Consider the following 14334-nt stretch of genomic DNA (forward strand, 5'->3'; position numbering starts at 1 on the left):
ATGTATAAAATAATCAAAGATAAAAAATATGGCTATGCTAGAATTAGCCCACTTCCTTCGGAAAAAGAAGTGGAGGAATATTATAAAAAAGAATTTTATGCGAAATACGGATCTTTCAATGATTCAGAACTTAAGGTCCAGAAGGAAGAGAAGAAATTCTTTGATAGCAGGTGGGAAGATATAAAGAGAAGATGCATAGATTATTTTGGTTCGATAAAAGGCAGGTCTTTATTTGATGTAGGGTGCGGTTACTCACAGGCGCTTTTATATTTTAAAAAGAATGGGTTAGCGGTGAGTGGGCTCGAGCCTTCTACTGAAGGTGCTACATATGCAAAAAAGATAGGGTTAGATGTTTATCAATCGCGTATAGAAGATTTTTCTTGTATTTATGGGAAGCGTTTCGATATAGTCTTAATGATTAATGTTTTGGAGCATTTACGAAACGCGGCAGAGATATTGATACAGTTGAGAAAAGATGTTTTGAAAAAGAAAGGTATTTTGGTCATAGATGTTGCGAATGAGTATAATGATTTCCAGGTTGTAGCCGATAAGGAATATAAGCTAAAGAGCTGGTGGTTTTGCCCGCCAAATCACATTAATTATTTTAGTCATAGTTCATTATGTAAGACTCTAGAACTATGTGGTTATAAGGTAGTTGTATCCGAGGCAAGTTTTCCTATAGAATTATTCCTTTTATTGGGGGATATATATGTTGGAAATCCTACTTTGGGTAAAATTTGTCATGAAAAACGCGTCAGATTCGAATACTTGATGAAAAAGCATGGTAAAGGCAGGAAATTACAGGTTTTTTATGAAGCTTTAGCTAAGCTTGATTTGGGTAGGCAGATTGTTGTTTATGCAACACCTCGATAATATAAAAATAAAAAGGAGAGTATTTTGGAATTCACAGCACTTAACCGTTATTACAAAATCAAGAACGGAAACATTCTTCCGTTTTCAGAACTGCGTAAATTGCGGCCTTTATTGGTTGGGCAGGATCTAAAAATTGTTAATGATAAGGAAAATATTGCTTATGCTGAGCAACTGGCAAAAAGAGGCATGGAGGTTGTTCCCATAAGAAAGAATCCTATATTTCCGGGTTTTCTGAAGCGCGAAGATTTCCCGCGAAGGGTTATAATGGAAATGACCAGTAGATGTAATTTTTTATGCAGGATGTGTCCGCAACAGAATTTAAAACGTCCACGAATGGACATGCCCGGTGAGAAATATAGAAGAATTATTGATGAGATTGATGTGTATGGTATTGAGGGTTTGTGGCTTTATCATCTTGGTGAAGCTTTGTTGCATCCGGAGTTTTGTGAAAACATAAAACATATAAATAAGAAAAATAATTTAGGCGTCATATGGATGAGTACAAACGGCCGTAATTTTACTGAAGAGTATATAAAACTAGTTTTAGATTCAAATATAGATTTTATAAATTATTCAGCTCATGCGGTTACAGAAAGAACCTATAATACGGTTGCGCCTGAAGGAAATTTTAGTTTTGTCCAAGATAATTTGGAGAATTTATATCGATTAAAAGGTTTATCTAAAGAACCTAAAAAGCCATTCTTGCATGTTCAGATGATTGAACAGGAGACTACTAAGCATGAAGTAGATGATTTTATAAAAAAACATTATTTACGGGCAGAAATCGTAAGTGTAAACATGTTGGAGTATGCAAATATGCCTAATAATGTTTTTGGGGCTCAGCAAAGGAATCGAGCTCCTCTTTCTTCGTGCGTGAGGGTTTCGCGTAATGATTGTTTTGTTTTTTCGAATGGGGAAGTAACATTATGTGATTTTGCATATAATGGCGAACTTAGCTTAGGGAATATTAATGAAGAAACGCTATATCAAATCTGGAATGGTGATAGGCGGAAATTTATTCTTAATTTAAACGAGAAGAAGAAAATGAGTAACTTTGAATTTTGCAGCCGATGTACCGATTACGACATTTAATACTGAAATTATTTTAGAATGAAAAGAATATTGATAAGGGTTGATGCTGATGAATATATTGGGATGGGGCATTTTATGCGTTCTTTAGCTCTTGCGCAGGAATGTAAGAGAGTTGGGTATCAGCCGGTATTTGTTATGTCTAAGAAGTGTACGCAAGCAGAGCTGATTCTTGAGGATGAGGGCATGCGGATTAAATATCTTAATGCTGGCATAGGTTCTGTCAATGATGCAAGAAAGGTAGTTTGTCTTGCCGAGGCATTAAGTGCTGGATGGATAGTGCTTGACGGGTATTGCTTTGGAGCAGAATATCAGAAAACATTAAAAAAAGCAGGTTTGTATCTATTATGTATAGATGATTATGGGCATGCTTCTAATTATTATGCGGATATCATAGTTAACCAGAATTTGACAGCTTCAGAGAAATTTTATTGTAAGCGCAAACCATATTCAAAATTACTTCTAGGCACTCGTTACGTACTTTTGCGGAGTGATTTCTTATCTTGGAAAAGCCATAAGCGCGTCATCCGTACAACTGCGAACCGGTTACTGGTAACTATGGGTGGAAGTGATCCTAGGAATTCTACAACTAAAGTTATTAAAGCACTTTTGAGGCTAAAAACCTCTATGCTTAAGGTAAAAGTGGTTGTTGGTGCTTTAAATCCGAACTATGACAAGCTTAGTAGATTAGCAGTCAACAAAATTATGCCATTAGAAATTATTAGAGATTCTCGTAATATGCCACAACTTATGGCTTGGGCTGATATTGCTATTTCAGCCGCAGGGAGTACTTGTTGGGAGCTAGCGTTTATGAAATTACCAGCGGTAGTTATTGTTACAGCTGGGAATCAGAAAAAGAATGCTGAGAAGTTAGGTTATGAGGATGTCGCAATAAATCTTGGTGAAGAATATAAGGTGGCGATAGGCGATATTAGCAGTTCTGTTGAAGCTCTTATGAATAGTTATTCAAGAAGAAAGAAGATGCTTATGAAAGGAAGAAGTTTGGTAGGTGGCGATGGTGCTAAAAAAGTTGTAAAAGAAATGCTTAGTTTGGTAATTAAAACAACGTTAATGGTATGAAGAAAAAGAGATATAGGTGTATTTTTCTTGGTTATCTTTGGAAATTAGCTAGGGTAATCCATAATTCTAATTTTGTAGATCTTTTGGCTGTTGGTATAGAGCCTCAACGTAAGGCAAGCTCTGATGCGATTAGTTATTGTAATCGTTATGGTTTGCCATGGTTTGATGCCAGGAATATCCGGGAGAATACACAATTCAGGCAGTATTTGTTGAGCGGGGTTGATTTTATTGTAGTTGGTGCATTCGGGCAAATTCTCGATCGCAATATTTTAGAATCTCCAAGGTACGGAGTATTGAATATTCACCCTTCGTTATTGCCTGCTTATCGCGGAGGATCTCCTATTGAGCAGCAGATTATTGCTGGCGAACGTAAGGGAGGGGTGACTTTGCATTGGCTGGCGGAGGAAATTGATGCTGGCCCGATAGTTACGGCCAAAGAGGTAATTATTAGGCAGAATGATGATTATCAAATGGTCTTAGACCGTTCGATAAAAGCTGCAGAGAAATTAATGCGTAGTCTTTTAGGCAAACCGATTGAATCTTGGCCTAGAGTTAAGTATCAAGTTAGTAAACCGCTTCAGGCTCTTCGTACTTCTGATGATTGTGTTATTGATTGGAGTCAGGATGCCGTCAGTATAAATCGCCTTGTGCTTGCAGAAGGTTGGAAAGGTTGTGTTCGGACAGAGCTTAAGGGTGGAAATTTAGTAATTTTTAAGGCGAAAGCAGAAAATCCTTTGGGATTAAAGAAGGTTAGCCCTGGTACTGTGCTTGAGGTGGTGCCAAGTCCTTTAATAGCAACTGGTAAGGGAACTTTAAGACTTCTTAAGTGGGATGTTGCTTTGGGTATAAGAAGGGGGCAGGTATTGCCTTCGAGTATGAAAAAAATTAAGGGATCTGTTTAATGAACATTGCAATGATGCAGCCTTCTTTTATCCCGTGGCAAGGCTATTTTGAATTAATCTATAAATCCGATATCTTTGTGTTTCTCGATGATTTTCAATTCTCCGTACAGAGTTATCATCAGAGGAATAGATTGTTTTTGACTAAAGATAAGATAGGTTGGTATACGGTTCCTGTAAAAAAGAAAGTTTCATTTAAGTCGCCTTTAAACAAAACTGTTATTGATGATAGTCCGTATTGGCGCGATAAAATCTTAAAACGTCTTCAGAACAACTATTCTGCTGCCGAACATTATGGTGAATTCTACCCGCAAATAGAAAGATGGCTACATTCAGAATTTACTTCACTTGGAGATATGAATATAGCTTTTATTAAGTTTATTTGCGATATTATTGGATTTAAGCGCGATTTTCGTTTTAGTTCAGATTATCCATCAGAATTTGAACGATCAAGTCGTGTTTTGCAGCTACTAAGAGAATTCAAGGCTACTACTTATTTTAGCGCTCAAGGATCATTTGTTTACATGAGAGAAGATAATGTATTCCCTGTTAAAGATATCAAATTATTATTCCAGAATTTTAAACCTTCCTCTTATAAACAAATTTGTTCAACGGATTGTTTTTTCCCTTCTCTATCGGTACTGGATGCTCTTTTTAACATTGGTCCTAAGAAGATGCGGAAATATATTGAATCTGGGACTGATAAATGGCTGTCTTGGGAAGATATGGTTGCGTTGAACGCCGTTAACTACTACAAACCTTCTGAAAAATAAAGTAGTTTATTTCTTTTTGATAGGAGCAAAACGTTATGAAAAAACAATCGGTATTTATAGTTGCAGAAATATCGGCTAATCATGGACAGAATTTTAAAAGAGCTGTTGCTTTAATAAAGAAAGCAAAAGAATGTGGAGCCGATGCAGTAAAATTCCAGACGTATACACCAGATACTATTACTATAGATGTGGATAATAAATATTTTAGCATACAGTATCCTCGTTTGGGAAAACAGAGCCTTTATCAATTGTATAGCAAGGCTTACACGCCTTGGTCTTGGTTTAAAAAGCTTAAAAAAATAGCTGATGATATGGGGATCGTATTTTTTTCTACAGCTTTTGATAAGACGTCAGTAGATTTTCTGGAAGAGCTTCAGGTTCCAATGCATAAAATTGCTTCTTTTGAATTGGTAGACTTGCCATTAATTGAATATGCTGCACAGAAGAAGAAGCCAATTATAATTTCTACCGGAATGGGAACAATTAAAGAAATTAAAGAAGCGGTTATTGTCGCGCAGAAAGCAGGCAATAAGAATATAGTATTATTAAAATGTGTTAGTGCTTACCCTGCTCATCCGGAAGAGATGAATTTGAAAACTATCCCCGATATGAAGAAAATGTTCAATTTGCCGGTAGGCCTTTCTGATCATTCATTGGATGCGGCGGTGCCGGTTTCTGCAGTTTCTTTGGGGGCGGTTTTTATTGAGAAGCATTTCACTCTATCTCGTTCAATAAAGACTCCAGATTCTTTTTTTTCAACCGAACCTTCTGAATTTAAGGAGATTGTTAAAAACATTCGGATAGTTGAAAAGGCAATTGGAAAAGTGCATTACGGGGTCACAAAGGAAGATTTTGATAATCATGTTTTCCGTAGATCTTTATTCGCGGTTGAGCCTATCAAAAAAGGAGAAATATTTTCAGAAATTAATTTAAGATCTATACGTCCGGCCTATGGATTGGCACCGAAATATTTAAAAGAAATATTAGGAAAAAGATCAAGGTTAAATATAAAAAAAGGAACTCCTTTGACTTGGGGGATGGTTGATGAATAGTTCGATGTGGAGCAAGGCTGTGAAGGGTGCTCCGGTTTCTTTAATAATTGAAATATTCAAACACAGGCTTTTTAGGGGTGGAGTTACGTATTTTTTTGCAACTATAATTGGGTCTGCCATTCCAATGCTTCTTCTCCCTGTCCTGACAAGATATCTGACTCCTATGGAATATGGTACGCTTGCAATATTCCAGGTTATTGTATCTCTATTGGTAATACTAATAGGTATAGATACACATGCTGCTGTAGGGGTTGTTTATTTTCAAAAGAGCGGGAATGAAATAAGATCATATATTGGTAATATCCTTTTAGTTATTGTTGCTTGTTTTGTTATGTTTTTATTTATCGCGGTATTCTTCCATAGACATATCGCGCAAACCTTAAATATTCCTCCTTACTTAATATTTATTTCTTTATTTGTGGCTTTTTTTACTGCAATCACAAACGTCGGATTAATGATGTGGCAGGTTACCCATAATTCAAAGTTCTATGCTTTGTATCAAGTTTCGATGAGTTTATTCAACGCACTTTCTTCAATATTACTTGTTGTTATTTTTCATATGGGATTAAAGGGTCGGATATTTGGAATATCCTCAGCTGCTATTGTTTTTGGCTTTATTAGTATGTATATATTATTTCGTAACTTTAGGATGAATTTTAAGATAAAAAAAGAGTTTATCAAAGATATATTTATTTTTTCGCTTCCACTTGTGCCTCACGAAATATCAGGTTGGATAATGTCAGGCACAGACAAGATTTTCCTGAATAATTTTGTTGGTTTAAAAATGACAGGTATATATTCTGTAGGTTATCAGATTGGAATGATTCTTGGTCTTGTAACTGCCGCTTTTAATCGAGCATGGGGGCCATATCTTTTTCAGGCGCTTTCTACTATAACTTACAGCAAAAAGATTAAAATAGTAAAGGTTACTTATTTATATTTTATTGTTATTTTGTTGCTAGCGTTTTTGTTAAGCATGGTTTCTCCAATCATAATTCAAATCCTAGTGAATAAAAATTTTCAAGCTTCAAATGAATTTGTAATTTGGATTGCGCTTGGGGCCGCTGCAATGGGGATGTATTATATGGTTGTTAATTATTTATTTTTTGTTAAGAAGACGCATATCCTAGCGCTAGCTACATTTATTTCAGCGCTTGTTAATATAGGATTAAATTATTCTTTGATTAAAATGTATGGTGCTATGGGTGCCGCAAAAGCAAATGCGATTTCTTCATTCTTTACTTTTTTTCTAGTGTGGTTATTAAGTGCAAAGTATTATCCAATGCCTTGGTTTTCTTGGAGCAAAATAAAGTCAATTGGAGCATAAATTGGATAGAGTGTTGAGTTTGAAAGAATTAATGGCCATAGAAATAGATTTGGAAGTCCTAGACTTTCGGTTTAAATATAGAGATACGCTTATGTGGCCATTTATAAGGAATGCCTTGTTTCTAAAAGCAATATATGAAATGTTTGGGCTTGCCAACTCTAATGAGTTTAGTAATAAAGCTTATCGCTTAATCCCTTCGTACTTGTTTTTTACTTTAAATAGCAACCCCTTTACCAAGAATTTAAACGGAAAAAATGATATATTGTTCTTTAGTTCAGGTGTGGTAAATGTAAAGCACGGTCATAAATATATAAATAGATTATACGATCATTTTGCTTTGGAATATCCTAGAAAAAGCTTAATAATTGAAGATTCTTTTCGTATGCAATACTTTAGGCCTAGGTTTTTCCCAAATGTTAAAAGTCTCGACTATATCTCGATTGCCTCTTTAATAAAATCACGTCTTAAGAAAACTGTTAATACTGACAAAGAAAATATTGATAGGTTTATAAATCTTATAAAAAGCAGGTTTCTATATAAGTTCAAAAATGATGTTTGGAAAGGTTTGACTTTGGTTTTGGAGAAAATATCTGTTAAGCTTCCTTTTCTCTATGAGTATTATTCTAGATTGTTTGAGATAATAGAACCTAAAATCATGTTTTTAGAAGATGGGAGTTATGGTTCTATGTCGTATGTTTTAAAATGGGCGGTTGAAAAGGGTATTGTTACGGGAGAGTTTCAGCATGGGATAACCTCGTTAAATCATCCCGCATATAACTATAGCCAGGAGATATTAGGGTCTGCATACAAAGATTACTTGCCGCAGTATTATTTAACTTTTGGTAAATACTGGAGTTCGGCTATAAATACTTCTTCTAAAGATGTCATAATAGGCAATCCTTATATTATTGAGTATGTTAAGAGCTTGACAGAAAAAAGCAAGATTAATACTAAGAGGCGTATATTGTTTATTTCCGGAGGAACTGTTTATTCCTTTATAAAGAAATTAGCAGTAGGATTGAGAAAAACTTTGCCTGTGTCCGAATTTGATATTGCGATACGCCCATACCCGGGAGAGATTGGTTTAGTTAAAGAGAGGTATGGGAATTTAGAACAAGATAATATTTCTCTAGATTTTGGCAATTTGTATGATTCTTTATCTTCTTATGATATTATAGTTGGGGTAGAATTCTCAACTGTGCTTTTTGAAGCGATGTTATTTAAGAAAAAAATATTTGTTTTTGATGGACCTCTATTCTTTTATAATACAAAAGATCCGATATTTAATACTTTTAAAGATGCCCAGGAATTAAGTATTAAGATTTTTGATAGAGTTGATAATTCTTATGATGTTAATTATTATTGGGACCCGAGCCCTTGTTTGAATTATCGTAATTTTATAAATACCACAATTGGGAAGTTCTAAGATAATTTACTCTTGCTAAATTTTAGCATCGTAAAGGTGGATAATTTGTTAATATTGTTAGTGGAAATATTTAATTTAACCTAAGAATGAATACGAGAGTAATACCTTGTTTATTAATCAAGAATAGGTCTTTGGTAAAAACAGAGAAGTTCAAGAATGCTGTTTATATTGGAGATCCTATAAACGCAGTGAAAATATTTAATGAAAAAGAAGTTGATGAATTAGTTTTTTTGGATATATCTGCAAGTATTGAAAAGAGAGGTATTGATTTTGGTTTAATTGAGGATATCGCAAGTGAGTGCTTTATGCCTTTTTCTTATGGGGGAGGAATAAAAAGCATTGAAGATATCAAGCGCTTAATTAATCTCGGTGTAGAGAAAATTATTCTTAACAGTATAGCAGTTGCAAATATAAAATTTGTTGAAGAGGCCGCGCAACTTTTTGGAAGTCAGAGCATAATAGTTTCTATCGACGCAAAAAGAGATATGTTTGGAAGGTGTTGTGTATATACTCATGGTGGGCGAGTAAAGACTAAGCTTCATCCCGTTGGTTTTGCTTTAGAGATAGAGAAAAGCGGGGCTGGAGAAATACTGCTTACTTCGATAGATATGGAAGGTACTTTGAACGGGTATGATTTAGAGCTTATTAAGGAGGTGTCTGGTGCTGTAACGATTCCTGTTATAGCTAATGGAGGCGCTGGACAATTGGGGCATTTTCAACAAGCTGTACAAAAAGGAGCGTCTGCTGTTGCAGCAGGAAGTATGTTTGTATTCCACGGTAAATATAAAGCTGTACTTATAAGTTATCCTCATATAAATGAGGTAAGAAAATTGATGGGGTAATATGGTTTTATATAATTCATTAGAAGAATATCGGGTTTGTAAATACTGTATTATGGATACAAGCGATCCTGAAATTATTTTTGATGAAGAGGGGAGATGTAGCCATTGCAAGCGGTATTTTCATATTGCGCAAGAGAGAATATTGCCTGATGACGAGCTTAAAATCCGCCTTGGCGCGCTCGTTGAGAAAATAAAAAATAAGGGTAGAGGAAGAAAATATGATTGTCTAATTGGGGTAAGCGGTGGAGTAGATAGCACTTATGTAGCTTATATCGTTAAGAAACTCGGATTACGTCCTCTTGCAGTGCATCTTGACAATGGATGGGATTCTGAGTTAGCGGTTAAGAATATCGAGCTTACCTTGAAAAAGTTAGGGATTGATTTGTTTACTTATGTATTAAATTGGGAAGAATTTAAAGATCTTCAGCTATCTTTTTTAAAGGCGTCGACTCCTGATTTAGAAATACCTACTGATCAAGCAATTATCGCTTCGTTGTTTTTTGTCGCAAGCAGAAACCGTATTAAATATATACTTTTAGGTGAAAATGTCGTTACTGAAGCAATTATGCCTAAGCGGTGGTCATCCGGCCAAAGCGATTGGAAGTATATAAAGAATGTACATAAGAAATTCGGGAAATTTAAGCTAAAAAGGTACCCATACTTTAGTTTTTTTAAAAGATTGTACTATTTTTATTTAAAATGCCATGTTATCAATATCCTTAATTACATCCCGTATGATAAAAATGAGGCAATAGACATATTAGAGAAAGAAATCGGTTGGAAAAATTATACTTCTAAGCATTATGAGTCTATTTATACGCGTTTCGTTCAAGGGTATATTCTACCCAAGAAATTTGGTTTTGACAAGCGAAGGGCGCACTTATCAACTCTTATTTGTTCTGGCCAGATGTCAAGAGAGCGCGCATTGGAAGAAATTGCTAAAGACCCGTATTCTTCAGGAGATCTTAAGCGGCAAGATTTTAATTATGTAGTAAAGAAGCTGGGCTTGACCGAAGGAGAATTTGAGAGACTTTTAAGCTTGCCTATAAAGAAGTTTGATGATTATCCTTCGTATGCAAGTTCATCATTTTATAGAATAATTAGGTTTCTTGAGTTGAACAAAACAATCAAGGCTTGGGTTCAGATGTTTTTAGGGCGGCGTTAAGAATATGGTAAAATCTCATGGATAATATTAACTGTATTTTTTGTAATATTCCTAGTGATATAATTAGTGTTGAAGAAAATGGGTATCAGGCAAAAGAATGCCCTAAATGCGGATTGGTGTATATATCACCACGTCCCGAAAGAATAGCTTTGAAGGAATTATACCAGCACGACCGGGCTCATGTATCTGCGAGAGGCCATTTTTCCGATATTAAAATGCCTCGATTACATGAATTACATCATTTAAAAATAATCAAAAAGTTTAAATCTTCCGGTGCTCTGCTTGAAATTGGCCCTGGGGCAGGCACTTTTCTTGAGGAAGCAAAGAAAAAAGGCTTTAACGTGTTTGCCGTAGAGCCGAATCCTTTGCAAGCCAAGTATATAGAAAATAAATTAAATATTACATGTCAGATAAGCGATATCTGTAATGCTTCTTTTTGTGAAAATACTTTTGACATAATCTATCATAGGGACGTAACAAGTCATTTTTACGATCCTATTGCTTCATTTAAGAAGATGCATAGCTTACTTAAAGATGATGGTATCCTGGTTTTTGAAACAGGATTTTACGGATCTCCTAAATATATGCCTCTTTTTCTAAACCATCAATTTCCCGACCATTTGTTTACTTTTAGTGAAAAGAGTATCCGGAATTTATTGGACAAAGCTGGCTTTTCTGAGACAGTAAGTTATGTTTATTCTTCTGTCCCGATGCTCTTTTTTAAGAAATTGATACATCCAATTATCGATTCTGTTAAGAAAAACAAAACTCGAGGCGGTACTTCTTCTAAATTAAAGAAAATAGTTTATAAAGAGAGCGTAAATCAGGAGTATAGCAAATTCTTAATTATTTTGAAAAGATGGTATTTTAGAATATGCCATTTTTTAATGTACCATGTTGGATATTTAAGCAAAAAGTCCGATAGGCCACGCAAAATATTATTAGTTGCCCGCAAAATGGTGAATACAAAATGAAAATTTTATTAATAAGGCCGCCAATTGCTTTTGCGGATAGAAATGCGATAACAAAAAGAGAGATTTTCTTACCTCCGGTTGGGTTATCTTATATTGCATCTTTTCTTAAACAGAACAACTTTGATTCTGTTAAGGTGGTTGATCTGTCTTCGGAAACACTAGAATATACTAGGAAGTTCTTTGTAAATACCCAAGCTGATTTTGTAGGCATAAGTTCGTTGACTGGCCAGCATTTGGAAGCTTTTACCATTGCTCGGTTAGCGAAGGAATTTATAAAAACAAATCCTGTCGTTGTGTTTGGCGGGCCACACGTCAGTGCCGAAGGTTTGGATGTTCAAATTATGGAGAATATTCCCTATATTGATTTTATCGTAAGAGGAGAAGGGGAAATCACAGTTCTTGAGCTTATTAAGGCTCTTAGGGATAGGAATTCTTTTGAGGATATAGACGGTATAACAATGCGCAGGAAAGATAAGAGTATTTTCCGTACTAAAGATCGCGCTCCAATTTCTAACCTTGATATTTTGCCGTTTCCTGATTACTCCGAATATGATTTTAGTGTAAAGAATAATTCTTTTGATGGGCATCATTTTATTAAGAGTAAGGCAGGTAATGATCAAGCGTTTCGTTACGCCCCGATTATCAGCTCGAGAGGCTGTCCATATGATTGTCAATTTTGTTCCCAATTTTGGGGGAAAAATGTCCGTATGAGGAGCCCTGAGAATATTTTTGCAGAGATGACGAATTTTTACAATGAAAGAAAAATTACTCATTTTACTTTTCTTGATGATTGTTTTAATGTTTCGATCCCGCGCATAAGAAAACTGTGCCAATATATTATTAATGGAAATATGCCTTTTACATGGACCGCGGTTGGGAGGGCGAATTTTATTACAGAAGAATTATTATGCGATATGAAGAAAGCTGGATGTGTGGGGATTGATTTTGGCGTTGAGTCCGGAGATCCCGGAATACTTAATACCATTAATAAAAAGATTTCTATACAAACTATAGAGCAGGCTTTTGCTTTAACGAGGAAATACGGGCTTCGTTCAAAAGCCCTGCTAATGGTGGGTAATCCAGGAGAAACAAAAACGAGTATCAATAATACAATTAAGCTCCTTAAGCATGCTCTACCAGATACTATTGATGTTGCTCCGATTAAAATTTTCCCGAATTCACATTTGCATCGCCTAGCATTAAAACAAGGCTTGATTGCCCAAGACTATTGGTTGACTCATTCTTCTTCCCCTTATTATACGGCGGAGTATACGGCTGACCAATTGCGCTATCTTAGGCTTAAAGTTATTTTAGGTTATTACCTTGCTAAAAAGAATATTTCTATGGCAATAAAATTATCATTGTTGATATTGGGAGTAAGTTTTATCATTTCTACGGGCAAATCTATTGACTCAATACGAGATGTGTTGCTTAAGATTCCTTGCATCGGTTTTATTTTAAGGAAATTCAAAACTGTTTAATTAAAATTATGAATAAGGTGTTAGTTATAGCATATAGTTTTCCTCCAGTAGGAGGAGGCAGAGTGATGCGGACCTTAAAATTTGTAAAATATTTTTCATCGTTTGGCTGGGAGAGTATTGTTCTAACGGTAAAAAAGCCGATCGTGCAATATTACGATACTACTCTTTTAAAGGAAATACCTTTTGCTGTAAGGGTGATTAGGACTTTATCTCTAGAGTTTGATTGGAACAAAGTTATTTTTGGTAGAAAACATTATAAAGATAATCCGCTCCTTTGTTCTAAAAAAATAATAAAACCATCCTTTATTGGAAAGATTGTTAAAAGATTAAAATGGTGGTTTTCTTTTCCGGATTCGCGGACGGGTTGGATTCCGTTTTGTATTTTTAGCGGATATAAGCTTATAAAAAAAGAAAAAATCGACGTTATTTACGTAAGCGCAGAACCATTTTCAGCGTTTATTTCAGGTGTTTTGTTGAAGAAGCTTACCGGTAAGCCGTTGGTGCTTGATTTTAGAGATGAATGGGTTGGTTTTTCCAAGTATTATTTTCCGGAAAAACCAATGTTACTTCTTAAGATTGAGAAAATTCTTGAAGCATGGTTTATAAAGAATGCTGATAAAGTGATATCAGTGACTGATTCAATCATCGCCCAATTTAGGGAACGTTACCCGAAAGAAGATAAAGATAAATTTAGTTGTGTTACGAACGGTTTTGACCCTTCGGACTTTAACGTAAAAGTTGAGAATAAAGAAAATACATATAATAATTTATTTACAATTGTTTATGCGGGTTCTCTTTATGGAGCTCGCAATCCAATGAGTTTCTTAGAAGCAATTAATCGTTGCATAGCGATAAAACCGGATTTCTTGAGAAAAATTAAAATTAAATTTATCGGTGAAATGCCGCCTGATATATTCGATATAATTAATCGTTTACCCTCCATGAATAGCATTATTGAAATGACAGGTTTTGTTTGTCATGAGGCAGCATTACAGCAAATGGCCAAAAGCGAAGCCTTGCTTTACATAGAAGATGAATCTTTAGTATCTTCTCGAATACTTCCCGCAAAGATCTTTGAATATATGGCTCTACGGGTACCTATTATTGCTCTTGCTGGCAAAGGAGAAGTTAAAAAGGTTATTGAGGAAACCGGGACAGGGGTTGTTTTCTCACATCAAGATATCGATTCTATTTCAGATTATCTTTTTTCTTGCTTAGATTATTTTGAAAAGAAACAGCCGCACCTTGTAGTAAAAATTAATGATTCGATTGATCGATTTTCGAGAATAAAAACAGCCTTGCAATTAACGCAAATTTTTTCTCAACTGTCCAATCATGATAAATAATCATAAA

13 protein-coding genes are annotated in these 14334 nt (G+C 35.0%); all 13 read left to right on the forward strand.

Going from position 1 to position 14334, the window contains the following annotated elements; all coding sequences use genetic code 11:
• Positions 1-873, forward strand: coding sequence for a class I SAM-dependent methyltransferase (locus PHO70_00530; GenBank protein MDD5431464.1), 873 nt, complete (start codon positions 1-3; stop codon positions 871-873).
• A gap of 24 nt (positions 874-897) precedes the next feature.
• Complete coding sequence (locus tag PHO70_00535) at positions 898-1965, forward strand: SPASM domain-containing protein (GenBank protein MDD5431465.1); 1068 nt, start codon at positions 898-900, stop codon at positions 1963-1965.
• An 18-nt stretch (positions 1966-1983) separates the two neighbouring features.
• A complete protein-coding gene (gene pseG / locus PHO70_00540; GenBank protein MDD5431466.1) occupies positions 1984-3042 on the forward strand; it encodes a UDP-2,4-diacetamido-2,4,6-trideoxy-beta-L-altropyranose hydrolase in 1059 nt (352 codons plus the stop codon).
• Complete coding sequence (locus PHO70_00545; GenBank protein MDD5431467.1) at positions 3039-3944, forward strand: formyltransferase family protein; 906 nt, start codon at positions 3039-3041, stop codon at positions 3942-3944. The genes pseG and PHO70_00545 overlap by 4 nt, the downstream gene beginning before the upstream one ends.
• Positions 3944-4714, forward strand: a complete 771-nt coding sequence (locus tag PHO70_00550; GenBank protein MDD5431468.1) for a WbqC family protein — start codon at positions 3944-3946, stop codon at positions 4712-4714. Before PHO70_00545 ends, PHO70_00550 begins: the two co-directional genes overlap by 1 nt.
• A 35-nt stretch (positions 4715-4749) precedes the next feature.
• Positions 4750-5766 (forward strand): pseudaminic acid synthase, encoded by a 1017-nt coding sequence (gene pseI / locus PHO70_00555; GenBank protein MDD5431469.1) that lies wholly within the window; start codon positions 4750-4752, stop codon positions 5764-5766.
• The gene (locus tag PHO70_00560; protein ID MDD5431470.1) at positions 5759-7093 is read left to right on the forward strand and encodes an oligosaccharide flippase family protein; all 1335 of its coding nucleotides are present in this window, start codon (positions 5759-5761) and stop codon (positions 7091-7093) included. Before pseI ends, PHO70_00560 begins: the two co-directional genes overlap by 8 nt.
• A gap of 31 nt (positions 7094-7124) precedes the next feature.
• A complete protein-coding gene (locus PHO70_00565) occupies positions 7125-8519 on the forward strand; it encodes a hypothetical protein (GenBank protein ID MDD5431471.1) in 1395 nt (464 codons plus the stop codon).
• An 86-nt stretch (positions 8520-8605) separates the two neighbouring features.
• Entirely contained in the window at positions 8606-9361 is a 756-nt protein-coding gene (locus PHO70_00570) for an AglZ/HisF2 family acetamidino modification protein (GenBank protein ID MDD5431472.1), read from the forward strand.
• Position 9362: 1 nt separating this feature from the next.
• The gene (locus PHO70_00575) at positions 9363-10526 is read left to right on the forward strand and encodes an N-acetyl sugar amidotransferase (GenBank protein ID MDD5431473.1); all 1164 of its coding nucleotides are present in this window, start codon (positions 9363-9365) and stop codon (positions 10524-10526) included.
• Positions 10527-10543: 17 nt separating this feature from the next.
• Complete coding sequence (locus PHO70_00580; GenBank protein MDD5431474.1) at positions 10544-11500, forward strand: class I SAM-dependent methyltransferase; 957 nt, start codon at positions 10544-10546, stop codon at positions 11498-11500.
• A complete protein-coding gene (locus tag PHO70_00585; protein ID MDD5431475.1) occupies positions 11497-12981 on the forward strand; it encodes a radical SAM protein in 1485 nt (494 codons plus the stop codon). The genes PHO70_00580 and PHO70_00585 overlap by 4 nt, the downstream gene beginning before the upstream one ends.
• Before the next feature lie 65 nt (positions 12982-13046).
• Entirely contained in the window at positions 13047-14327 is a 1281-nt protein-coding gene (locus tag PHO70_00590) for a glycosyltransferase (protein ID MDD5431476.1), read from the forward strand.
• Positions 14328-14334 lie beyond the last annotated feature (7 nt).

Source organism: Candidatus Omnitrophota bacterium, from assembly GCA_028715415.1.
In the GTDB taxonomy this organism is placed as follows: Bacteria; Omnitrophota; Gorgyraeia; order Gygaellales; family Profunditerraquicolaceae; genus JAQURX01.